The sequence below is a fragment of the Compostimonas suwonensis genome (assembly GCF_002797855.1).
In the GTDB taxonomy this organism is placed as follows: Bacteria; Actinomycetota; Actinomycetes; order Actinomycetales; family Microbacteriaceae; genus Compostimonas; species Compostimonas suwonensis.
The window spans coordinates 670,439-692,224 of record NZ_PGFB01000001.1; the positions used below are offsets into that span (position 1 = coordinate 670,439).

The window sequence follows — 21,786 nt, forward strand, 5'->3', positions numbered from 1 at the left end:
GCTCACGCCGTCGTTCCGGCTCACGCCGCGCGGCGGTGGTCGTCGAGCACCTCGGCGAGCACCCGCCGCGCCTCGGCGACCGTTCGTTCGGCGGCGTCGGCGGGCGCGTCGACCTGGCCGGCGAGGGTGATGAGCGACTTCCAGAGGGCCCAGCCGCGGCCACGGGCCCACGTCGCCTCGTCGAGGGCGAGCTCGGCGCGGAAGGCCTCGCGGCTGTCGCCGGTGAGCATGGTCCAGGCGATCGTCGTGTCGCAGGCCGGATCGCCGACCCCGGAGCATCCGAAGTCGAGCACGGCGGCGAGACGCCCCTGCCGCACGAGGAGGTTGCCCGCTGCGACGTCGCCGTGGAACCACACGGGCGGGCCGGCGAAGGGGGAGTCGAGAGCCGCCTGCCACACGGCCCGGGCATCGGCGGGGACCCGGTCGCCCAGAACGGCGAGGGCTCGCCGGGTCTCGTCGTCGTAGACCTCGAGCGGGGCGCCGCGGAATGCGGAGTGCGCGCCGGCGGCCGGGCCGTCGGAGGCATCGATCGCCCGGAGTGCTCGAAGGAAGCCGGCGAGCTCGGTGGCGAAGACGAGGGGGTCGCCGAGGGGCGCGATGCTCGCGGGCTCGCCCTCGATCCAGCCGTAGACCGACCAGATGAAGGGGTAGCCCGCGCCGGGCTCGCCCTGAGCGAGCGGCGCGGGGATCGGCAGAGGCAGCCGGGGCGCGAGCGCGGGCAGCCAGCGGTGCTCCTTCTGCACCTGGGGCACGTAGCCCCGGCCGCTCGGCAGCCGCACGAGCAGCTCGTCGCCGAGGCGGAAGGTGCGGTTGTCCCATCCGCTGTGCTCGACCGGGCGAACCGGCAGCCCGGCCCAGCGCGGGAACTGCGACCCGATCAGCCGGGCCACGAGCTCGTCGTCGACCAGGGCGCGGATCTGCTCGTCGCTCATCTCGCTCATCCGCTCCAGTCTGGTCAGCTCGCCGGCGGCGCGCAAGACAGCGGATGACTCGTGCCCGATCGTGCGGGAGACGCGCGGGGGTGCGGGACGGAGAGCCGAGGCGTAGCGTGGGCGCAGACATCCATTCGATGCACGGCTCGGGAGGAAACCATGACCGACATCTCCGGATTTGTGGGGAGCGAGTTCCCCGACGACGCGCGGACCCCGGTCGGGCGGTACGACCCGGCCCTCGTGGGAGAGGAGGAGGAGCTCTACCTCGACCGCGACGAGGAGGACGAGGACGCCGCGCCGTTCCCCTCGGACGAGCTGAACAACCTGGGCTCGTCGGGCGATGCCGACGGCGACGGCGACGACCCGGACGACGACATCCAGTAGGCACCTGAGTGGTGTGGGAATATCCCCACATCGGAGGTTGTCATGCCTACTCTCAACGCCCGAAAGCTCCAGGACATAGCGGCGGTGGTCAAGGCCGCGCGGGAAGACGGACGTTGAGTCGTTGTTGCGGCATGGCGCTCCATCCGGTGCTTTGACCTCAGTAGTCGACCGAGCGGCCGAGCTCGGCCCAGCGCCTGTCCTCGTCGGCGAGCCTCTGCATGCCGGCGGCGATCATGTCCACGGCGTCGCGCCCGAGCGCGAGGTGCAGGGGCGGCTCGTCCATCGCGGCGACCTCGATGAGCACCCGCGCGACCTTGGCCGGGTCGATCGGCTCGCTTCCGTTGACCTCGCGCAGGTGCCGCGCGAGCGCGCCGACGGTCGCGTCGTAGCGCTCGGCGAAGGCGGGGATCTCCATCGAGGAGCCGGCCCAGTCGGTGCGCATCGCACCCGGCTCGGCGAGCGTGACCTTCACGCCGAGGGAGGCGGTCTCGGCGGCGAGCACTCCGGAGAAGCCCTCGACCGCGAACTTGGCGCTCTGGTAGGCGGCGATGCCGGGCGCGTTGAAGCGGCCGCCGATCGAGGTCACCTGGATGAAACGACCGGAGCCGCGCTCGACGAAGTGCGGGAGGGCCGCCTTCGTGACGTGCACGGTGCCGTAGAAGACGGCATCCATCTGGGCTCGGAAGTCGTCGAGGTCGACCTCTTCGATGGGCGCGATATTCGCGTAGCCCGCGTTGTTGACGACGACGTCGAGGTGGCCGAAGCGGGTGATCGCGGCCTGCACGGCCTCGTCGGCCCGTGCTCGGTCGGTGACGTCGAGGGGCAGCACGAGCATCCGTTCGCCGTGGCGTTCGGCGAGCTCGGAGAGCGAGGCTGTGCTGCGCGCGGTCGCGACGACCCGGTGGCCGGCGGCGAGGGCCTCCTCGACGACCGCGCGACCGAGACCGCGGGAGGAGCCGGTGACGAACCAGACCTGAGACATGTTTCCTTCTTTCAAACGAACAGTTAGTTAGGTGTCTGCTCAGTACAGCACGAACGTCGCCCCTAATCAACTAAACAGTTAGGTTAGAATCGTTCCATGGCACGAGACTCGCAGGAGACCAGACGACGGCTGCTGGATGCCGCAACCCGCGAGTTCGCCGAGCGCGGCATCGCCGGGGCTCGCGTCGACCGCATCGCCGACTCCGCCGGGGTCAACAAGTCGCTCATCTACACCTACTTCGGCAACAAGGACGGCCTCTTTGACGCCGTCTTCAGCGCGATGATCGACAACACCGTGAGCGAGGCGCCCTTCGACGCGATGGACGTGCCCGGCTACGCGGGCAGGCTCTTCGACCAGTACCTCGAGCGCCCCGAGGTGCTGCGTCTTGCCGTCTGGGATCGGCTGGAGCGCGACGGCGTCGGGGGCGAGCTGGGCCGGGAGGTCACGGCGCGCAAGCTCGCGTCGATCGAGGCCGCCCAGGCGGCGGGTGCACTCACCTCGAAGCTCGAGCCGGAAGAGCTGCTCGGCGTCGTCACGTCGATCGTCGGCATGACGACGCTCGCGACCCCGCGGGTGCGCGAGCTCGACGACGAGCAGCGGGCCGTGCTGCGGGCGAAGATCGTGAAGGCGGTCACCGTCGCGCTCGACTGAGCGGCGCGCTCCCCGAGCGCAGAACGCGCTCGGGGAACGCTGGGCGATACGGTCTAGCGCTTCTTCGCGTTGGCGCTCGAGACGATGCTGCTGTCGTTCGATGCGGTGTCGCTCTTCGCCTTCTTGTCGGCGCGCTTCTCTTTGAGTGAACGTGCCGCCGGTTTCGCGACTGCTTTTCGTGCTGATTTTTCGGCCATGATGCTCCCATCGTCGAGAGTCCGAGTGGCTCTGTGGCTCCTGACGCTACGCAGTTCCGAGCGCAAAGTCTCTTCGTGTGGCCTTTTGGGGGCAGATTGGTCGGAAAGTCGCCTCTAGAGCCGCGGGTGCCGGCCGATCCGCTCGCCGGGCGGGGCCACGCCGCTCGTTGACCGAGGGCCACGCCGCTCGCCGACCGAGGGGTCATCCCGCTCGCCGCGACGCGAGGAGCAGCTCCGTCGAGTGCGCGATGTGCTCCCGCACCGCGAGCTCGCCGCGCTCCTGAACCTCGGCGAGCAGCCGCCGGTGCTCGTCGACGAGGCCTGCCGGGCTGTAGTGCGGCCGCACGTGCAGCAGCAACAGCAGCATCTCGCCGTCGAGCCCGCGGTGGGCCTCGGCGATGCGCGGGCTCGCCGCGGCATCCACGAGGGCGCCGTGCACGCGGGAGTGCGCCCGCTCGACGGCGGTCCAGTCGTCCGGATGCCGCGCGCAGACCTCCGCGAGCTCGTCGAGCGCCGCGTCGATCGGCGCCGTGACCGCGGCCGGCCAGGCTCGCCCGGCGTACCGCTCCCGCAGCAGGCGCACGGCCTCGCCCTCGAGAGCGGTCCGCAGCTGCTGCAGCGCGATGAGGGCGTCGTGGTCGAGGGCTGCGACCCGGATGCCGCGATAGGGCGCCGCGGTCGCGAGCCGTGTCGCGACCAGCAGGGCGAGCGCGCTGCGCACCGTGTGCCGCGAGGCGGAGTACTCGGCGGCGAGGCTCTGCTCCCGCAACGGTTCGCCGGGCGCCAGCTCGCCGCCGAGGATGCGCTCGCGCAGGCGCTCGGCGAGCTGCTCGGCGAGGGTCGGGCCGGGAGGGGCGTCGCGGCGCCGCGGGCTCACGGGAGCACCTCGCCCGGCCTGCGTCGCGCGGGAACCGCGAGGATGACGAGGCCCGCCGCGAGGACCACGAGACCGAGCACCGCGGTCGCGGGCAGCCGCTCGCCCAGCACGAGGATGCCGAGAAGGCTCGCGGTGAGCGGCTCGGCGAGGGTGAGGGTCGAGACCGTCGCGGCGGGGAGGGCGGCGAGCCCGCGGGCGAAGAGCAGGTAGGCGAGGGCCGTCGTGACGAGTCCCAGCCACAGCGCCATCGCGACCCCGGGGCCGGTCGCGAGCCAGCTCGTGTCGGTCAGGAGGAGAAGGGGCAGGCTGAGGGCTGCCGCGACCCCGAAGACGCCGCCCATGGCCCCGATGGGAGTCCAGCCGCGGTTCAGCAGGGCCTTGCTCGCGAGGGTGTAGACCGCGTAGGAGGCGCCGGCGGCGAGGGAGGAGAGCAGCCCCGCGGGGTCGACGGCCGAGCCCGCGGCATCCGTCACGCCGCTCAGCAGCGCGACCCCGACCGTGGCCACGATCGTCGCGACGAGCCAGATCGCACCCGGGAAGCGCCGGGTGAGCGCCCACTGGAGGGCGCCCGTGATGACGGGAGCCGAGCCGAGCGCCACGATCGTTCCGACGGCCACCCCGTTGACGGCCGTTCCGAGGAAGAAGGCCGGCTGGTAGGCGAGCACCCCGAGGGCGCCGACCGCGACGAGCGCCCCGGCCGGCAGGGTGCGGGTTCCGGCGCCTCGGGTGACGGTGGGGCGGATGCCGCGACCTGCGCCCGCGCGCGACCGCAGCAACGCGACACCGGCGATGGCCGCGAGCGCACCGCCGCCGATGAGGATGCGCGCCGCGCCGACCGAGAGCGACGAGGCATCCGCGGGGCCGAAGGCCTGGGCGGTTCCCGTGGTGCCGAAGCACAGCGCGGCGAGGAGCACGCAGAGGATGGCCACCATGCGGAACATTGTTACACAATCACGCCGGATGCGATAGCGGCAGGGTCAGCGAAAAGGCGCCGGGGCCCCGCGATCGCCCGCGAGACCCCGACGCCGGCGAACTCAGGAGACCGTCACCTCCAGAGGCCGGCTGGTCGTGGTTCCGGCCGGGTTGGTGAACTCGACGGTGTACTCGTAGCTGCCGGCGGTCTTGCCGGCGACCGGGAGCACGGCTCGCTGGGCCTGCGGGCTCGCGGTGGCGAGGGTTCCCTCGGCCACGACCTGCCCGTTCTCGAGGAAGCGGTAGGAGCTCGCGTTGGTGCCCCACCACAGGTTCGCGGTCACGGTGTAGTCGCCGTCGCCGTCCCAGTTGTCGGAGCTCAGCGTGGGCGAGCCCGGGTTCGCGTCGCGCACCGTCACCGTGAGGGGCCCGACCTCCCGAACGCCCTTCGAGTTGACCAGCTCGCCCGTGTAGACGTAGCTGCCGTTCGCACGCCCGGTGATCAGGATGCCGGCGTGCTGAGCAGCCGGTGTGCCCGGGGTGAGCGGGGTCGCCCCGACGAGCTGCCCGTTCTCGAAGAGACGGAAGGAACTCGCGTTCTCACCCCACCACAGGTTCATCGAGACGGTGTAGTCGCCGTCGTTCAGGCCCGTGTCCCAGCCGTTGTCCGAGCTCAGCGTCGCAGACGCGGGCAGGGCCGCCGCGCCGTCGTCCTCGGGCTCGCCCGGCTCCTCGGGCTCCTCCGGCTCTCCGGGCTCCTCGCTCGCCGTGATCGTCCAGTCGTCGAAGTCGTAGACGACGGAGCGGTCGTCGACAGTGGCGGTGAAGACCGAGCCGAGCTCGTCCTGCTGCAGCCACGGGGTGTCGAAGAGCTTGTAGGAGTCGTAGTCGATCGCCACGTCGTTCACCTTTGCGGCTCCGGACGGTGCCGCCGCCGCGTTGTCGAAGGTGAGGTCGAGGGTGTCCCCGTTCAGGCCCTGGTAGACGAGACGCGGGTTGGTCTCGTCGATGTGGCTCGCATCGACGCTCGTGCCGGCGATCGCCGCCGCGAAGTCGTCGAGGCTCGCGTAGTCGGCGGCGTCAGCGGTCTCGAGCACCCAGCCGTTGCGATCCGCCTGGCTGCGCAGGATGTCGTAGCTGTAGCTGAGGCTCGCCGTGGGGTGGGTGCTCGAGGTCGTCTTGACCTTGTTGGCCGGGTCGTTCGGCGTCTGGTGGTACCAGGTGGCCGGCTTGAGCAGCTGGTACGCGAAGTACACCGATCCGGCGTCTGCGAGCACCCAGTCCCCGACCTCGCGACGCTCCACGATCGAGCCGTTGGCGGGGAACATGGCGTTGATGAAGTTCGTGGTCTGGTCGCCCGAGGACTTGTAGACCCCGATCGCCGTTCCGCCGTTCTGCATCACCCGGTGGTTGGCCGGCTGGTTGTACGAGCCGATCGAGGCCGTGCCCTGGTCCATCGAGAGCCGGAACAGCGGGTTCGCGGCATCCGAGTGCCAGCGCAGTACGAGCGGCTGGTCCTCGATCCAGTTGTCCACGCGGCGGTACTGCACCTCGGTGCCGAGGCCCCAGGTGGGCTTGACGTAGCTCGTGCGGTAGATGTCCATCGCCCGCCCGCTCGAGTTCTGCAGGTTCGTCTTGTGCGAGGTGTAGTCCTTGTCGGTCATCCGCCCGATCTCGACCGCGAGCTCCGGCGGCGTGTAGTCCATGCCGGGCCAGGTGACGAAGCCGAGGTACTCGAGGTTGGGCCGGTATGCGGCCGGCGCCGTGTTGTCGGACTCGCCGACGCCCAGCTGCTGGCGGTGCGCGCCGAAGTAGCTCCACGCGAAGGCGGAGTGGTCGCCGGGCCGCCAGGTGGGGTCGTTCGTCGACGACTGGTCGCCTTTGCTGCGGCTGAGCGAGGAGATCATGTAGCCGTCGATCCAGTCGTTGGCCCACTCGAACCACATGACGTCCATCGCCATCTTGGCCTTCTGGCGCAGGGCCTCGTCATCCGACCACTGGTAGAGCGCGTTGAGCCCGAAGTAGGTCATGAAGGTGTACTCGGGGCTCTGGTACTCGGCCCAGCCGCGGTGCACGCCCGCGTCGATCATCTCCTCGATGGGCGCCTGGGTGACGGCCTGGAGCGCTTCGCCGGAGTTGCCGTTCAGATCGACGACGTCGGGGAAGTACTGCCCGACGAGGTAGCCCGTGACGTAGTTGGCCATCCGCAGGTTCTCGGTCTGGTTGAGCTTGCCGTAGGCGTAGTCGGCGAAGTAGCCCTTGACGTGATCGACCATGGCCGGGCTGAACTGGTCGCCGACCATGAGGTAGGAGTACATCTTGGAGACCGACTTGTACTGCTCGGCGTCGTAGAGCTGGAACTGGGTGTCGAGCTTGGCGAGGTTCGTCGCGACGTTCTGGCCGTCGGCGAGCTGCGCGGTGTAGGCGGCGACGTTGATCGCCCCGCTCTCCTCTTTCATATCCTTGGTCTTCTGCCAGAGCCAGCCGAGACGGGTCTCCGTCGTGCCGGGGAACGGCGCCGGGCTCTCGGGCACATAGGGGCCGGTCGTCACCCGCAGCGGCGCGCTCGGCGGGCTCGCGTTGCCCGAGACGTCCTTCGCCCTCACCGTGAAGTCGTAGCTCGTCGCGGGCATGAGCGAGCCGATGAGCGCGAAGGTCGTCGCGGCGCTCGAGGAGGCGACCAGGTAGCCGTCGCGGTAGACGTCGTAGCCGGCGACGGCGACGTCGTCGGTGGCCGGCGCCCAGGAGAGCGTGAGGCCGCCCGCGTTGACGCCCGAGCTCACGAGCGCGGTCGGCGCGGTGGGCGGGTTGGGGTCGACGAGCAGCGGCACCTCGTAGATGCCGATGTCGTCGATCAGGAGCGCCTCGTCGGTGCCGGTCGAGTCGACGCGCACCTGGAAGCCGAGCTCGACGGTCGAGATGGTGCGGACGCCGCCGTTGGGAACGATCCTGAAGCGGTAGCTGGGGATGTCCGCCTCGCTCACGAGGCTCAGGTCCCCGCTCGTGGAGGTGTAGGCCGCCGTGGTGGTCACGCTCGTCGAGGGCACCGGGAAGCGCGGCACGTTGACGTTGTCGAAGTTGCCGAAGGTGAGCTGGGCGTAGAGATCCTTCGCCACGGGCTTGGTGCTCGCCGCGCTGCGGGCGAGCTCGTACTGGAGCACGAAGTCGACGGCCGGGCTGCCGGCCGGCTGACGATAGACCTCGTTGATGCGGTCCTTGAGCGCGCCGGTGCTCCACCTCTTGTAGAAGTAGCTCGCGACGGCGGCGCCCTGCGCGGAGTCGCGCAGCTCGACCGCCGGGTCGCCGTCGACGTCGACGATGGTCTGCGTGGCGCCGGAGGTGGGCACGAAGACCGAGAAGTCGGCGACCCCGCCGTCGAAGGTCGTGTCCATGTCGGCGGCGAGCAGGTTGACGGGCGGTGGTGGTGGTTCTTCGGCGTGCGCGGCGGTCGTCGGTAGCGCCAGGAGTGCGACGATGCACACGGGCACGAGTGTTCTGATCAGACGTTTCACGGTCATCCCTCTGGTTCGTCGGTGAACTGCGGTGGTGAGCCGGCGGGCGCCGGCCCGGGGTGCTAGATCGGGTTGTCTCGCGGAAGAGCGGTTCGGGTGGCAGAGGGCGGCGAGCGCCTCGCGCCACCGCCCCATGGGCTCAGGATGTCGTCGGTCCGATGGAGGCCGAGCGGAGGAGGCTGACGGGCGGTGGCGGGTCGATCGCCGGCACGGCTTGTCGCCCGCGCCGCTGTCGCCCCGAAGGGAAGCGCCGCGGTGCTCAGCGGCACCAGGGTGCTCGGAAGGCGTTTCACGGTCGTCCCCTCGTTCGTCGTCGAACTGCTCGGGGCCCATGTTAGACAACGTTGTCTTAAAGTGGAAGGGCCGTGGGAAAACTCGTGGCGCACGATGTTCGTCGGGGCGCATCGAACATCGCGTGCCACGACGATGGCGGTGCGCCGCGAGCGTGTGCGGCATCCGAGCCTGCCGCGTGCCTTGTTCGGGTCACACGGGCCTGCGATAATGAGCGTCGCGCCGACGCTCGGCGCGACGCTCACAGTGAGGATGGCCATGGGTCTGTTCGGCAAGGCGAAAGACGCGTTCGGCGGCACCGGCGGCACCGGCGCGGGCAACGATTGGGCCGCTCAGGCCGCCGCGGCCCAGGAGTTCGCCAACAAGGCGATGCAGGATGCCGGCTACACCGACGGATCGCCCGTCACCATGGCGAACGCCGGCTCCGTGTCGGCGCAGGCGTCGGCCGACCACGACGTGCTCAACGCCTACGGCCAGGAGCTCAACCGAATCATCGCGATCGGGGCCGACGGCGACTCCGTCATCCGCAGCGTCGTCGACACCGGCGAGCGCACCGCGGGCAACCCGTGGTATCAGCTCGAGGTCGAGGTGACCCTTCCCGGCCGGGCCCCCTACACGGTGAGCAAGCGCGAGATGGTGCCGCCGCAGTTCCTCGCGAACTACGCGGAGGGCACCGCGCACACCGTCAAGGTCGACCCCGCCGACCCGAACGCGATCGCCCTCACGAGCTGACCGTGGGGGTCTTCCACGATCTCTTCCGGCTCGGCAGAGCGGGGGTCAAACAGTCGCTCGATACCGACTATGCGGCGAACCTCAAGCAGTCGGCCGATCTCGCCGAGCAGTTCGCGGGTCTGCAGCCGGGCGAGGTCCCCGCCGGCTACGGGGCGCCCACCGCGAACCCGTTCGACAACCTCCGGATGCACGCGGGCATGATCCAGGGCTCCGGAACCGTGGTGGCGCTCGCCGACAACGGCACGAAGCTCGGCGACACGACCGTCTACGCCGTCGACCTCGACATCACGCTGCCCGGGCAGCAGCCGTACCGCACCGTCTACACGACCGTCATCGCGCAGTCGGCCCTGCCGAACTGGCAGCCGGGCTCGATGATCACGCTGCGGGTGAGCCCCACCGATCCGCACTCGGTCATGCTCGGCTGACGCGCCGGCCGTCGCCGGGCGCCGCGAACGGATGCCGGGGCATCCGCTAGTCGACGACGACGCCCAGGTGTGCGGCGAACAGCGGCGCGAGCAGGCTCAGCTGCCACTCGTCGATCGTCGTGCCCTTCATCCCCTCGATGCCGCTGATCGCCGAGAACTCGCTCGTGCGCAGGTCGACGTCTGCGCAGTTCGCGCGGGTCAGGTCGAGGGTGCCGATCCGGCAGTTCGAGAGGGCCACGCGGGTCGCGCGCACGCCGCCGAGGTCGAGGTCGGTGATCGTGCAGTCCTCGATGAGCACGTTGACGAGGCGCGAGGTGCGCAGGTTGAGGAAGTCGATCTTGCCGCCCCGGATGTGCACCGACTCGAGCTCGGAGTCGAAGAGCTCGGCCGAGCCCCAGCGCGGGGTGTCGACGAGGATGTCGCGCCAGCTGGTGCGCGCGGCGAGCAGGGTGGGCGCGAAGGTCGAGCTCAGCACCGTCTCGGAGAACCGGGATCCGCGCAGCTGGGTGTCGTCGAGGGTCGCCGCCGTGAGCACGCACTCGGAGAAGGCGATGCCGCTGAGGTCGCGGCCGCTCAGCTCGGCGTCGTCGTAGCGCTCGCCGACGTGTTCGCCGTGTGCCCGCAGCAGCGCGGCATCCCCCGCTCGTGTCTCGATGTCCGTGAGCTGGGTGGCGGTGGAGGAGAGCCGCGGGGCCTGTGTCATGGTGCCAGGGTGGCCTGTCGGGCGAGCCACGTCAAACTGCTCTCACCCGGCGCGGATGGCGCGCGGGAAAAGAGCGCGGGAAAGAGTGCGGGAAAGCGCGCGGATGACGCGCGGGCGAGCGCTCGGCGGGCGCAGAGGAGCCTCAGGGGAGGCGCTGGGAAGACCCATAGGCTGCGAATCGCGTGTCCCCCGAACGGTGGCCACGAAGTGAGACGCGGATGAACGTTCGGTGAACCCGGGTGAATGTTTCTTAGTTGATAGCAACTAAATATCTTCGAAGCGTAACTTCGTGCCTGTCGGCCGACGAGCAGGGCTCGCGGCCGCCTCGGCAGCCGCGGAGAAACCGGTGCCGGCACGCCCTCGTACACGCCCACCGAAGGATCCCTCCCCTCCATGTCGCGACTGTCCACCCGCCAGAGCCTCGGAATCGTATTCGGCATCGTGGGGCTCGTCATCGTCGTCGGCGTAGTCGCGACGATCGTCACGCGGCCCGCCGCGACCTCGGCGGCGGAGGCGGGAACGGTCTCGATCAGCATCGGCACCGACCGCTGCGCCCCCGAGTGGACGAGCAGCGACGGGGGACCGCTCACCTTCTCGGCGACCAACACCTCGATCGCCCCCATGGAGCTGTACCTCGTGAACCCGCAGGACGACTCCGTCTACGCGGAGCTCGAAGGCATCGGCTCGGGCGCGACGCAGAACCTCGACGCGGTCATCGGCGACGGCGACTACCGATTCGCCTGCCTGCCCGACGACGGCGCCGCCGTCATGGGGCCGACGGTGACGATCGCAGGCTCCGGTCAGGAGTCCGGACTGACCCCGGCCATCGCCCCCGTCACGGGTGCCGACCTCACGCAGCCGATCGCCGACTACCAGTCCTGGATCGCGGGCCGGCTCCCCGCCCTCCAGACCGATGTGCGCACCCTCGACGCGGCGATCGCCGCGAACGAGGTCGCGACCGCCCGGGTGGCCTGGATCACGGCGCACACCGACTACGAGGCCCTCGGCGCGGCCTACGGAGCCTTCGGCGACGCCGACGGCGCCATCAACGGCACTCCGGCGCCCGGTCTCACCGCGCTCGATGATCCGGATCTGACCGGCTTCCACAAGATCGAGGCCCTGCTCTGGTCGGGTGCGGCACCCGCCGACGCCGCACCCGCCGCCGATCGGCTCGTCGCCGACGTCGACGGTCTCGCGGGCGACTGGGAGAACGCCCGCATCGCACCGCTCGACATCGGCCTGCGCGCCCACGAGATCCTCGAGAACGCGATCGAGTTCGAGCTCACCGGGGCCACGGATGCCGGCTCCGGCAGCTCCCTCGCGACGATCGACGCCAACCTCACGGGCACCCGCGGCGCGCTCGACCCGCTGCGCACGATCCTCTCCGATCGCGGCTACGACCTCGACGAGACCGACAGCTGGCTCGACCGCTCGACCCGGCTCGTCGAGTCGTTCCGCGCGGCCGACGGAAGCTGGACGCCCCTCGCGCAGCTCGACCCGCAGAGCAGGCGCACCCTCGATGCGACGCTCAGCCAGACGGTCGAGCTGCTCGCCCCGATTGCCGCGATCTGCGACGTAAGGAGACCCGTATCGTGACCGCGACCACACCGCCCGTGCCCGGCGATCAGGAGGAAGGCGGCGCCGACCGCCCGGGCCGCGGCTTCAACCGGCGCAACTTCTTCTCCGGGGTGATCGGAGCCGCCGTCGCGGCGCCCGTCGCGCTCGGCAGCGCCCAGGCCGCGATGGCCTCGAGCCCGACGGGCGCCCCGACGACGGATGCCGCGGCCGGGCCCGCGAGCTACCCCTTCGAGGGCGAGCACCAGCAGGGCATCCTCACCCCGGCCCAGGCGAGCAGCGCCTTCATCTCCTTCGACGTGACCGCGGCGAGCCGCGGCGAGCTCGCCGACCTCATGCACACGCTCACCGAGCGCTCCCGCTTCCTCACGGCGGGCGGCTCGCCGGCCTCCGTCGGCATCACGGCGCCGCCCTCCGACTCGGGGGTGCTCGGTCCGCAGGTCGTCGCCGACGGGCTCACGATCACGACGTCGGTCGGGGCGTCCCTCTTCGATGCCCGTTTCGGCCTCGCCTCGAAGAAGCCGTCGAAGCTGCGCGCCATGGAGGACTTCCCCAACGACTCGCTCGATCGCGCGCGGTGCGACGGCGACCTGCTGCTGCAGATCTGCGCGCACAACTCCGACACCGTCATCCACGCGGTGCGCGACATCGCGCGGGCGACCCGAGGCGCCATGCAGGTGCGCTGGCGTCAGGACGGCTTCGTCTCGCCGCCCCGCCCGAGCGGCACCCCGCGCAACCTCATGGGCTTCAAAGACGGCACGAGCAACCCCGACGTGAGCGACGCCGCCGAGATGAGCGACCTCGTCTGGGCGGATGCCGGCGAGCCCGCGTGGGCCGCCGGCGGCACGTACCACGTGGTGCGCGCCATCCGCATGCTCGTCGAGTTCTGGGATCGCGTGAACCTGCACGAGCAGGAGAGCATGATCGGCCGGCGCCGAGACTCCGGCGCCCCGCTCAGCGCCTCGGGCGAGTTCGACGACCCGCACTACGAGCTCGACCCCACGGGCGAGTCGGTGTCGCTCGGCGCCCACGTGCGCGCGGCCAACCCGCGCACGCCCGAGTCGGCCTCGTCGCGGATGCTCCGTCGCGCCTACAACTACAGCGGCGGGCTCGACAGCAACGGCAACCTCGACATGGGGCTCATCTTCGTGACCTTCAACCAGGATCTCGAGCGGCAGTTCGTCACCGTGCAGAAGCGCCTGGCCGACGAGCCCCTCGTCGACTACATCAAGCCGTTCGGCGGCGGCTACTTCTACGCGCTCCCCGGCGTCACCGACTCCGGGGACTGGCTCGCGAGCGGACTGCTCGCCTGAGCCGCGTACGCCCCCGCCCGCCCGCACCCCCACAGACCTCTCCGAATGAACCACCTGCACCTCCACGTTTGAACCGCCTTCGAAGAAAAGAGAAAGCAATGTCCCCAGCCATCAGCGACCGCAGCCGCGGTCGTTCCCGGCGTCGCGCGGGTTACGCCGCGGCATCCGTTCTGGCGCTCGCCGGACTCGGGTCGTTCATCTTCTCGGCCGGTGGCGCCTTCGCCGCCGAGCCGGCGGACAACTCTGCCGACACGGCGACCCCCATCAAGCACGTCGTCGTGATCTTCGACGAGAACATCTCGTTCGACCACTACTTCGGCACCTATCCCGACGCCGAGAACAACGAGGGCGAGACGCCGTTCACGGCGGCGGCCGGAACGCCGACGCCGAACAACTACGTGTCGCACCCCGAACTGCTGACCGACAACCCCAACAGCGTCTCGCCCACGCGTCTCACGCCCGACCAGGCCGTGACCTGCTCGCAGAACCACAACTACGTTCCCGAGCAGCAGGCCTTCGACGGCGGGGCGATGGACGAGTTCCCGGAGTTCACCCAGGCCGCATCGGGCTGCGCGACATCCGCCAACAAGCAGTACGACGCCTCGGTCATGGACTTCTACGACGGCAACACCGTCACGGGAATGTGGAACTACGCCCAGAACTACACGATGAGCGACAACAGCTGGGACACGGTCTTCGGTCCGTCGACCCCGGGCGCCCTCAACCTCATCTCGGGCCAGACGCACGGCGCCACCGCCGTGGACTCGGTCACGGGCGCCCCCGTCTCGGGCACCACGACGGTCAGCTCGCCCGACGCCGATGGCGTGGGAACGATCAACGGCGACCCGGATCCCTTCTTCGACGACTGCTCCGACAACAGCCACACCACGACCTCGGCGCTCGCCAAGGTCGAGGGCAAGAACATCGGCGACCTGCTCAACGACAAGGGCGTGACCTGGGGCTGGTTCCAGGGCGGCTTCGACCCGACCACCCCGTGGGACGGCACCGCCGGGCACTTCGCGAACTGCCAGGGCACGACGCACTCGACCATCGCCGGTGTTCCCGCCGTCGACTACTCCCCGCACCACTCGCCGTTCGAGTACTACGAGTCGACGTCGAACCCGCACCACCTCGCCCCCGCCTCGGATGACGAGATCGGCCACAACGGCCAGGCCAATCACAACTACGACCTGACCCGCTTCGACACCGCCCTCGAGACCGGCAACGTGCCGGCCGTCTCCTTCCTCAAGGCGGCTCAGTTCCAGGACGGCCACGCCGGCTACTCGAACCCGATCGACGAGCAGCACTTCGTCGTGAACGAGATCAACGCGATCCAGTCCTCGGACATCTGGCCGAGCACCGCGATCGTCATCGCCTACGACGACTCCGACGGATGGTACGACCACGTGGCCCCGACGATCCTCAACGGCTCGGACGACCCGGCCGTGCAGACCGCCGGCGACCAGCCGCTGTGCTCGGATGTCACGGCGATCGCAGGCGGCTACGCGGACCGCTGCGGCCCCGGCCCCCGCATCCCGATGATGCTCATCTCGCCCTTCACGACGCCGAACACGATCAGCCACGACCCCGTCGAGCAGACCTCGGTGCTCAAGTTCATCGAGGACAACTGGCAGACCGGTCGCGTCGGCGACGCCTCCTTCGACGAGCGTGCGGGCGCGATCGACGGCATGTTCGACTTCGACGACCCGCAGCAGCGGGCCGTGCTGCTGAACCAGGACGGCACGGTCGACCAGATCGTCGACGTCGACGTTCCGGTGCCGGGCGGCACGCCGACGCCCGAGCCCTCGACGAGCGCCGGCTCCACCCCCACCCCGGCTGCGACCGCCGGTGGCAAGGAGCTCGCCGCGACCGGTTTCGAGGCCGGCGGGATCGCCGCCGGAGCACTGCTCCTCGTCGCCGCCGGCGTCGTGGTGTGGTTCGTGCGCCGTCGCAAGACCGCGTAGCCCCGCTCACACGTCGGGCCCGCCGGGACACCCTCCCGGCGGGCCCGACGTCCGTTCGGTCAGGCGTGCAGCGCGCGGGCCCGGTGCTCGCGCGGGCTCACGCCGCGCGCCCGCTTGAACGCGGTGCTGAGCGCGAAGGCGCTCCCGTAGCCCACGTGGCCCGCGACGGAGGCGACGGTCTCCTGGGGGTCGTGCAGCAGATCGGCGGCGAGGGCGAGCCGCCACTCGGTCAGGTAGGCGATGGGGGTCTCGCCGACGACCTCGGTGAAGCGCCGCGCGAAGGTCGCGCGTGAGACCCGGCTGCGCCTGGCCAGCTCGTCGACGGTCCACGGGTGCGCGGCGTCGCTGTGGATGAGTCGCAACGAGGTGCCCACGACCGGGTCGCTGTAGCCGCGGAACCACGCCGGAGCCTCGGCCGTCGGCTGGGAGAACCAGGAGCGCAGGCCCGCGATGAGCACGAGGTCGAGCAGCCGGTCGAGCACGGCCTCCTGCCCGGGGTCGTCGCGCACGATCTCCTCGGCGAGCAGGGGCACGAGGGGTGAGCCCGTCGGGCCGCGCGGCACGACGAGCAGAGGCGGCAGCGCCGAGAGCAGGCGCCGGCTGATCTCCCCCTCGAACTGATAAGTGCCCGTCAGCAGGGTCGTTCCCCCGTCGGGGCTGTTGCCCCAGCTGCGCACCCCGAGCTCCCGCATCGTCGTGAGCTCGGAGCCGTCGGGCGCCGTGCAGAGCTGCCCCGGGTGGATGATGACCTGCGGCGGGGTGGTCGCGCGGTCGGCGACGGTGTACGAGTCGGGGCCGCGGAGGATCGCGACATCCCCCTGGCCGAGCGTTGTGGCCGCGCCCGTGTCGGACGCCTCGTCGGGCACGATGACCGCGGTTCCGCTCACCACGGCCACCACCGTGAGCGGGGCGCGGTCCTCGATCCGGATCGACCAGGGCGGGTCCATGATCGAGCGCAGCAGGAAGGCGCTGTGAGCGCGGGGGCCGGCGAGAAGGCCGCTGATGGCATCCATGATCGCAGAGTATACGATCGCTTATGTTTTTGCGACCATCGACTATGGATCGTCTCATGGATGTCGCGTTGACTCGTGACATGACAACACCAGCCACTCACACCAGCACACTGACCACCCTCGTCGTCGGCGCCGGCAAGACCGGCCGCAGGATCGCCGATCGCCTCCGCGGCGCCGAGGTGCCGCACCGTCTCGCCTCCCGTTCCGCCTCCGTGCCCTTCGACTGGGACGACCGCGAGAGCTGGGCACCCGCGCTCGACGGAGCACAGGCCGTGTACCTGAGCTTCGCCCCCGACCTCGCGGTGCCCGGCGCCTCGGAGACCGTCGGCGCGCTCGCCCGCCAGGCCGTCGACTCCGGAGCCCGCCGCCTGGTGCTGCTCTCGGGCCGCGGCGAAGCCGAGGCGCAGGAGGCCGAGAAGGCGGTGCAGGATGCCGGGGCCGAGTGGACGATCGTACGGGCGAGCTGGTTCGACCAGAACTTCAGCGAAGGCCACCTGCTCGACCCGCTGCTCACGGGCACCCTCGCGCTGCCCGTCGGCGAGGTCGGCGAGCCCTTCATCGACGCCGACGACATCGCCGAGGTGGCCGTGGCCGCACTGACCGAGGCCGGTCACGCGGGGGAGCTCTACGAGGCGACCGGCCCCCGGCTGCTCTCCTTCGCCGAGGCCGTCGCCGCGATCGCCGCCGTGAGCGGCCGCGAGCTGCGCTTCGAGTCCGTGGATCTCGCCGCCTACCGGGTGGAGCTCGAGCGGGAGCAGGTTCCGGCCGAGGTCGTCGAGCTGCTCGGCTACCTCTTCTCCGAGGTGCTCGACGGCCGTAACGAGAGCCTGGGCGACGGGGTGCAGCGGGCGCTCGGCCGGCCGCCGCGCGATTTCGCCGAATTCGCGCGGGCGGCTGCGGCATCCGGGGCCTGGGCGTGACGATGGACGCCATGACCGTGCTGCCGACCGTGCTCGTGATCGCCGCCGCGGTGGGCAGCGCGGTCGTCGGCGGGGTGTTCTTCGGCTTCTCCGCTCTCGTGCTGCCCGGGCTCGCGCGGATCGAGTCGCGATCGGCGGTCGCGGCCATGCAGGCGATCAACGTCGTGGCCGTGCGCCCGCCGCTGATGCTCGCGCTGTTCGGCACGGCTCTCGTGAGCGCGGCCGTTCTCGTGCTGGCGTTCCTGCCCTGGCAGACGGGCTCGGCCTGGCTGATCGCGGGCGCCGTGATCTACCTCGCCGGCGTCGTCGGCGTCACGGGCGCGGTCAACGTGCCCCTCAACAACGCCCTCGCCGCACGGGATACGGCCCACCCCGAGACAGCGGCGCTCTGGGCCACGTACCTGCGCCGCTGGACCCGAGCGAACACCGTGCGCGGCTGGGCGGGCGCGCTCGCCGCCCTCGCCTTCCTCCTCGCTCTCATCGTCTGATCGGCCGCCGCACAGGAGTGCACAGGAGCGAGGAGTAGACAGGCTCCGTGAACGAGATCCTGGACGCCGGCATCGTCGGCCCCCGCGCCCTTCTGGGGCTCGGGGGCGTCTGCGTCCTCGTGCTCGCCGTGCTCCTCGTGCCCTGGCGCAGGCATGGCGGCTCCGCGATGCGCCGGCTGCTGTGGTCGGGCGGCGCGGCGGTCACCGGCGCGGTGGTCGGCTGGGTGCTCCTCTGGCTCGTGGGGGATGTGGCGAACGTCTTCGGCGTCGTCCTCTCCGTGCCGACCCGGCTGTGGGTGATCGGCGCCCTCGCGGGGATCGGCATCGCCGTGACGGCGCTCGTGCGCGGCGGCTGGGGGCGACGGGTCGTCGGCATCGTCGCCATCCCGCTCCTGCTGCTCACGGGAGCGGCCGGCGTCAACGCGGTCTACGGTCAGTTCCCCACGCTGCGCGCCGCGCTGGGGATCTCGCGTTACCCCGAGCTCGACCCCACGCCGGATCTGGCCGCGGTCCCCGCGCGCGGCGAGGTCGGCCGGGTCGTCATCCCCGCGACGACCTCCGGCTTCCCCGCCCGCGATGCCCTCGTCTACCTGCCGCCGGCCGCGCTCACGACGAACCCTCCGAGCCTGCCGGTCGTACAGATGATGTCGGGCCAGCCGGGCAGCCCGGAAGACGTGTTCGGCGCCGGTCATCTCGCCGGCATCCTCGACTCCTACGCCGCCGCCAACGACGGCGTCGCGCCCATCGTGGTCGTTCCCGACCAGCTGGGCGCCCCCGACAAGAACCCGATGTGCGTCGACTCGCCTCTCGGCGATGCGGCGAGCTACCTCACGATCGACGTGCCCACGTGGATCCGGTCGACCCTGCACGTCGATCCGGCGCCGGGCGGCTGGGCGATCGCGGGCTTCTCGCAAGGCGCGACGTGCGCGATCCAGCTGGGGGCGGCGCATCCGGAGCTCTACGGCACCGTCTTCGCGGTGTCGAGCGAGATTCGGCCGACCCTCGGCAACGACGCGACCACGATCGAGCAGGGCTTCGGAGGGGATGCCGCAGCCTACGCGGCCGCGGCGCCGACGGCGATCCTCGCCCGCAACGCGCCGTACTCCGACTTCACGACGATCTTCGCGGTGGGCGCCGACGACGCGCAGTACCTCGATTGGGCGACGACCCTGGATGCCGCGGCGGCCGCGGCGGGTGCGACCAGCAGCCTCCTCGTCTCCCCGGGCACGGCCCACGACTGGTACACGGTGCAGTACGCCTGGCGGAGCACGCTGCCCACGCTCATGGAGCGGCTCACGCTCGGGCCCACGAGCGGGGGCGGGGGATGAGGGGCCCGGCCCGCGTTCTCGTGGGCGCACCGTTCTCGCTCGCCTACGCCGGGGTCCTGATCCTGATGGCGGCCGCGACCGGGATCGTGCACGGCCCCGGGCACGGCCTGCGCTCCGTCGTCGGCGTGGGCTACGAGGCCGTGGTCGAACAGGGGCACTGGTGGTCGCCGCTCAGCGCGGTGCTCTTCGTCGACAACGGCGCGCAGCTGATCGTCGCGGTGCTCGCCGTGCTCGTGGTGCTGGGCTCGGCCGAACGGCTCATGGGCACGGCGCGCACGGTGGTGGCGGTCATCGTGCCCACGGTCGTCGGAACGGGGCTCGGAGTCCTGCTGCAGTCGCTCGGCGTCGCCCGCGGGGAGTTCTGGTCGCGGGGAGTGGAGAGGCTCGGCGCCGTGGACCCGTTCACGGCGATCGCCGGGGCCGTGATGTGCGCGAGCTGGTTCGCCGGGCCGCTCTGGCGTCGCCGCATCCGTGTCGTCACCGTCGCGGTCGTGCTCGTCTTCCTGCTCTACTCGGGGCAGCCCGACGACCTCTACCGCCTCCTCGCGGCGCTCGTCGGTCTCGCGCTCGGCGCGCTCCTGCGGCGCGGGCCGCTCGAGCGCGGCTGGCGTCGCAGCTCCCACCACGAGACCCGCACGCTCCTCGCGGCCGTCGTCGGGGTGCTCGCCGTCGGCCCTGCCGTCACCCTCCTCTCCGGCGCCCGTTTCGGCCTGCTCTCGCCCCTCGGCCTGCTCATCGACCAAGACATGCCCACGGCCCGCAACCTGCTCGACCGGTGCCTCGTGGGCGACGTGACGCCGCAGTGCGTGCACGAGCTCACGATCGAGCGGGGTGGCGGCATCGGCCCCGTGCTCGTGAGCGTTCTCCCGCTCGCGATCCTCGTGGTCGCCGCGATCGGCCTCGCCCGCGGCAGCCGGTTCGCAGCAGAGCTCACGATCGTCGTCAATGTGGCGCTCGCAGCGCTCGCGGCCTGGTACTTCGGGTTGCTGCCGGCGACCGGTCAGCCGTATCTCTGGCATCCGGCATCCGCCCGTTACCGAGAGGTCGCGGTCGTGCTCGTGGTCTCCGCGGCTGTGCCGCTCATCGTCGCGGTCGTCGTCGCGCTGCAGGTGCGGAGGTTCCCGGTGCGCAGCGCGCCGGGGCGCCGTCGGCGTTTTGTGCTCGTGGTGATCGCGGCGTTCGTTCTGCTCGCGGGGCTGTACGTGAGCCTCGGCTGGCTGCTGCGCGACCGCTTCCGCCCTCCCGTGCATCTCGCCGACCTGCTCGCGGACGCCCCCGAGCGGTTCATCCCCGTGGCGTTCCTCCGGCTCGAGCGGGTGGAGTTCCTGCCGGGCGACTGGATGACGGCACTGCTGTACCACTGGGTGGGGCCGTTGTTCTGGCTCGTCGTCGTGGTGGCGGCGGTGCTCGTCATCCGCTCGGGATCGGCCGGCGCCCACGTCGACGGGCAGCCGGGCCGGCTGCGCGGGCTCCTGCACGGCGGGGGTGGCGGCTCGCTCGCGTTTATGACGACCTGGATCGGCAACACCCTGTGGTTCGACTCCACAGGGCGCGTCGCGATCGCCTACCGGGTCGTCAACCGGGTGGCGCTCACGGTCTCGGAGCCGGTGGGCCCGCGCGAAGCCGAGGGAGGGGACGCCGAGCGCGCGGTCGCCGAGTTCTCGGTGATGTGCGACGACCGCGGCTGGACCCCCGTCTTCTACAGCGTGCACGAGAGCTGGCGCCCCGTCTTCGAGCGGATGGGCTGGCAGCTGACGGGAGTGGGGGAGGAGACGGTGCTGCGCCCGCGTTCGTGGAGCACGACGGGCAAGAAGTGGCAGGACATCCGCAGCTCGATCAATCGCGCGGAGCGCGCGGGTGTGCGCGCCGAATGGCTGGCGTACCACTCCCTCACCGTGCGGCAGGCGTCGCAGATCTCGGCGATCTCGGAGCGCTGGGTGCAGGAGCGCGGGCTCCCCGAGCTCGGGTTCACACTCGGCGGCCTCGACGAGCTGCGCGATCCCGAGGTGCGGCTTATGGTCGCGATCGACGGCGACGACATCGTGCACGCCGTGACGAGCTGGTTGCCGAGCTACCGCGACGGGATCGTCGTCGGCTGGACGCTCGACTTCATGCGGCGCAGCCCCGACAGCATCAAGGGCGTCACGGAGTTCCTCATCGCCCGCACGGCGGAGATGCTGCGTGAGGATCCGGCGATCGAGTTCCTCAGCCTCTCGGCCGCGCCTCTCGCCCAGCGTCCGGACGGCAACGAGGGGCAGGGCGTCGTGGCGGACCTCCTCGACTTCCTCGGGCGCAGCCTCGAGCCGGTCTACGGCTGCCGTTCCCTCTTCGATTTCAAGAGGAAGTTCCAGCCGGAGCTCCAGCCCCTGTACATGGCGTACCCCGACCCGCTCGCGCTCCCGGCGATCGGCCTCGCCCTCGCCCGCGCCTACCTGCCCTCGGTCTCCCTGCGATCGGTCACGGCCGTGGTGCGCTCAGCGCCCTCGCGCGGGTGACCGTCGTCGTCCCCTCGCGCGAGCGACGAGACGACGGAGCGGTGTCAACCGCCTTGCGAGCAGGAGGTGCGGGGGCGATGATCGGAGGGTCC

At 71.0% G+C, this 21,786-nt stretch carries 19 protein-coding genes; 11 read left to right on the forward strand and 8 right to left on the reverse strand.

The window, feature by feature from the left end; genetic code table 11:
• Positions 1-20: 20 nt before the first annotated feature.
• Positions 21-941: an aminoglycoside phosphotransferase family protein gene (locus CLV54_RS02915; protein WP_245861256.1), complete on the reverse strand. Its 921-nt coding sequence runs from the start codon at positions 939-941 to the stop codon at positions 21-23.
• Between the two features lie 150 nt (positions 942-1,091).
• Here CLV54_RS02915 and CLV54_RS02920 point away from each other — a divergent pair, with 150 nt between their 5' ends.
• Positions 1,092-1,316, forward strand: coding sequence for a hypothetical protein (locus tag CLV54_RS02920; RefSeq protein WP_100343433.1), 225 nt, complete (start codon positions 1,092-1,094; stop codon positions 1,314-1,316).
• A gap of 157 nt (positions 1,317-1,473) precedes the next feature.
• Here the strand turns inward: CLV54_RS02920 and CLV54_RS02925 are convergent, their stop codons facing one another.
• Positions 1,474-2,298, reverse strand: coding sequence for an SDR family NAD(P)-dependent oxidoreductase (locus CLV54_RS02925; protein ID WP_100343434.1), 825 nt, complete (start codon positions 2,296-2,298; stop codon positions 1,474-1,476).
• Between the two features lie 96 nt (positions 2,299-2,394).
• Between CLV54_RS02925 and CLV54_RS02930 the strand changes: the two genes are divergently transcribed.
• The gene (locus CLV54_RS02930; RefSeq protein WP_100343435.1) at positions 2,395-2,949 is read left to right on the forward strand and encodes a TetR/AcrR family transcriptional regulator; all 555 of its coding nucleotides are present in this window, start codon (positions 2,395-2,397) and stop codon (positions 2,947-2,949) included.
• A gap of 53 nt (positions 2,950-3,002) precedes the next feature.
• On the opposite strand, the gene CLV54_RS17665 is transcribed toward CLV54_RS02930, so the two are convergent.
• From CLV54_RS17665 to CLV54_RS02945, 4 genes are all read right to left on the reverse strand, one after another.
• Positions 3,003-3,146 carry a hypothetical protein gene (locus tag CLV54_RS17665; RefSeq protein ID WP_170061944.1) on the reverse strand — a complete coding sequence of 48 codons (144 nt, stop codon included), beginning with the start codon at positions 3,144-3,146 and terminating at the stop codon, positions 3,003-3,005.
• Between the two features lie 202 nt (positions 3,147-3,348).
• Entirely contained in the window at positions 3,349-4,023 is a 675-nt protein-coding gene (locus CLV54_RS02935; RefSeq protein ID WP_100343436.1) for a GntR family transcriptional regulator, read from the reverse strand.
• Positions 4,020-4,955: a DMT family transporter gene (locus CLV54_RS02940; protein WP_100343641.1), complete on the reverse strand. Its 936-nt coding sequence runs from the start codon at positions 4,953-4,955 to the stop codon at positions 4,020-4,022. The genes CLV54_RS02935 and CLV54_RS02940 overlap by 4 nt, the downstream gene beginning before the upstream one ends.
• Positions 4,956-5,057: 102 nt before the next feature.
• Positions 5,058-8,453, reverse strand: coding sequence for a chitinase N-terminal domain-containing protein (locus tag CLV54_RS02945; RefSeq protein WP_211294420.1), 3,396 nt, complete (start codon positions 8,451-8,453; stop codon positions 5,058-5,060).
• A 495-nt stretch (positions 8,454-8,948) separates the two neighbouring features.
• Here CLV54_RS02945 and CLV54_RS02950 point away from each other — a divergent pair, with 495 nt between their 5' ends.
• Complete coding sequence (locus CLV54_RS02950) at positions 8,949-9,470, forward strand: hypothetical protein (protein ID WP_100343437.1); 522 nt, start codon at positions 8,949-8,951, stop codon at positions 9,468-9,470.
• Positions 9,471-9,472: 2 nt separating this feature from the next.
• On the forward strand, positions 9,473-9,895 hold the full coding sequence (locus tag CLV54_RS02955; protein ID WP_100343438.1) for a hypothetical protein: 423 nt from the start codon (positions 9,473-9,475) through the stop codon (positions 9,893-9,895).
• Between the two features lie 46 nt (positions 9,896-9,941).
• On the opposite strand, the gene CLV54_RS02960 is transcribed toward CLV54_RS02955, so the two are convergent.
• Positions 9,942-10,598 carry a pentapeptide repeat-containing protein gene (locus CLV54_RS02960; RefSeq protein ID WP_100343439.1) on the reverse strand — a complete coding sequence of 219 codons (657 nt, stop codon included), beginning with the start codon at positions 10,596-10,598 and terminating at the stop codon, positions 9,942-9,944.
• Positions 10,599-10,991: 393 nt separating this feature from the next.
• Between CLV54_RS02960 and CLV54_RS02965 the strand changes: the two genes are divergently transcribed.
• The 3 genes from CLV54_RS02965 to CLV54_RS02975 all read left to right on the forward strand — a co-directional run bounded on the left by CLV54_RS02965 (position 10,992) and on the right by CLV54_RS02975 (position 15,450).
• Positions 10,992-12,194, forward strand: a complete 1,203-nt coding sequence (locus tag CLV54_RS02965; protein WP_100343440.1) for an EfeM/EfeO family lipoprotein — start codon at positions 10,992-10,994, stop codon at positions 12,192-12,194.
• The gene (gene efeB, locus CLV54_RS02970; RefSeq protein ID WP_245861258.1) at positions 12,191-13,486 is read left to right on the forward strand and encodes an iron uptake transporter deferrochelatase/peroxidase subunit; all 1,296 of its coding nucleotides are present in this window, start codon (positions 12,191-12,193) and stop codon (positions 13,484-13,486) included. Before CLV54_RS02965 ends, efeB begins: the two co-directional genes overlap by 4 nt.
• Positions 13,487-13,584: 98 nt before the next feature.
• Positions 13,585-15,450 (forward strand): phospholipase C, encoded by a 1,866-nt coding sequence (locus CLV54_RS02975; RefSeq protein ID WP_100343441.1) that lies wholly within the window; start codon positions 13,585-13,587, stop codon positions 15,448-15,450.
• A gap of 59 nt (positions 15,451-15,509) precedes the next feature.
• Here CLV54_RS02975 and CLV54_RS02980 read toward each other — a convergent pair whose 3' ends face one another.
• Positions 15,510-16,463 carry an AraC family transcriptional regulator gene (locus tag CLV54_RS02980; protein WP_100343442.1) on the reverse strand — a complete coding sequence of 318 codons (954 nt, stop codon included), beginning with the start codon at positions 16,461-16,463 and terminating at the stop codon, positions 15,510-15,512.
• Positions 16,464-16,543: 80 nt separating this feature from the next.
• On the opposite strand from CLV54_RS02980, the gene CLV54_RS02985 reads away from it, so the two are divergent.
• The 4 genes from CLV54_RS02985 to CLV54_RS03000 are packed head-to-tail and all read left to right on the forward strand — an operon-like array spanning position 16,544 to position 21,694.
• Positions 16,544-17,383, forward strand: a complete 840-nt coding sequence (locus tag CLV54_RS02985) for an NAD(P)H-binding protein (protein WP_100343443.1) — start codon at positions 16,544-16,546, stop codon at positions 17,381-17,383.
• Positions 17,384-17,385: 2 nt separating this feature from the next.
• Positions 17,386-17,871 carry an anthrone oxygenase family protein gene (locus CLV54_RS02990; protein ID WP_211294421.1) on the forward strand — a complete coding sequence of 162 codons (486 nt, stop codon included), beginning with the start codon at positions 17,386-17,388 and terminating at the stop codon, positions 17,869-17,871.
• Positions 17,872-17,918: 47 nt separating this feature from the next.
• Positions 17,919-19,199 carry an alpha/beta hydrolase gene (locus CLV54_RS02995; protein WP_245861260.1) on the forward strand — a complete coding sequence of 427 codons (1,281 nt, stop codon included), beginning with the start codon at positions 17,919-17,921 and terminating at the stop codon, positions 19,197-19,199.
• Positions 19,196-21,694, forward strand: coding sequence for a bifunctional lysylphosphatidylglycerol flippase/synthetase MprF (locus tag CLV54_RS03000; protein WP_100343445.1), 2,499 nt, complete (start codon positions 19,196-19,198; stop codon positions 21,692-21,694). The genes CLV54_RS02995 and CLV54_RS03000 overlap by 4 nt, the downstream gene beginning before the upstream one ends.
• The last annotated feature ends 92 nt before the right edge of the window (positions 21,695-21,786 follow it).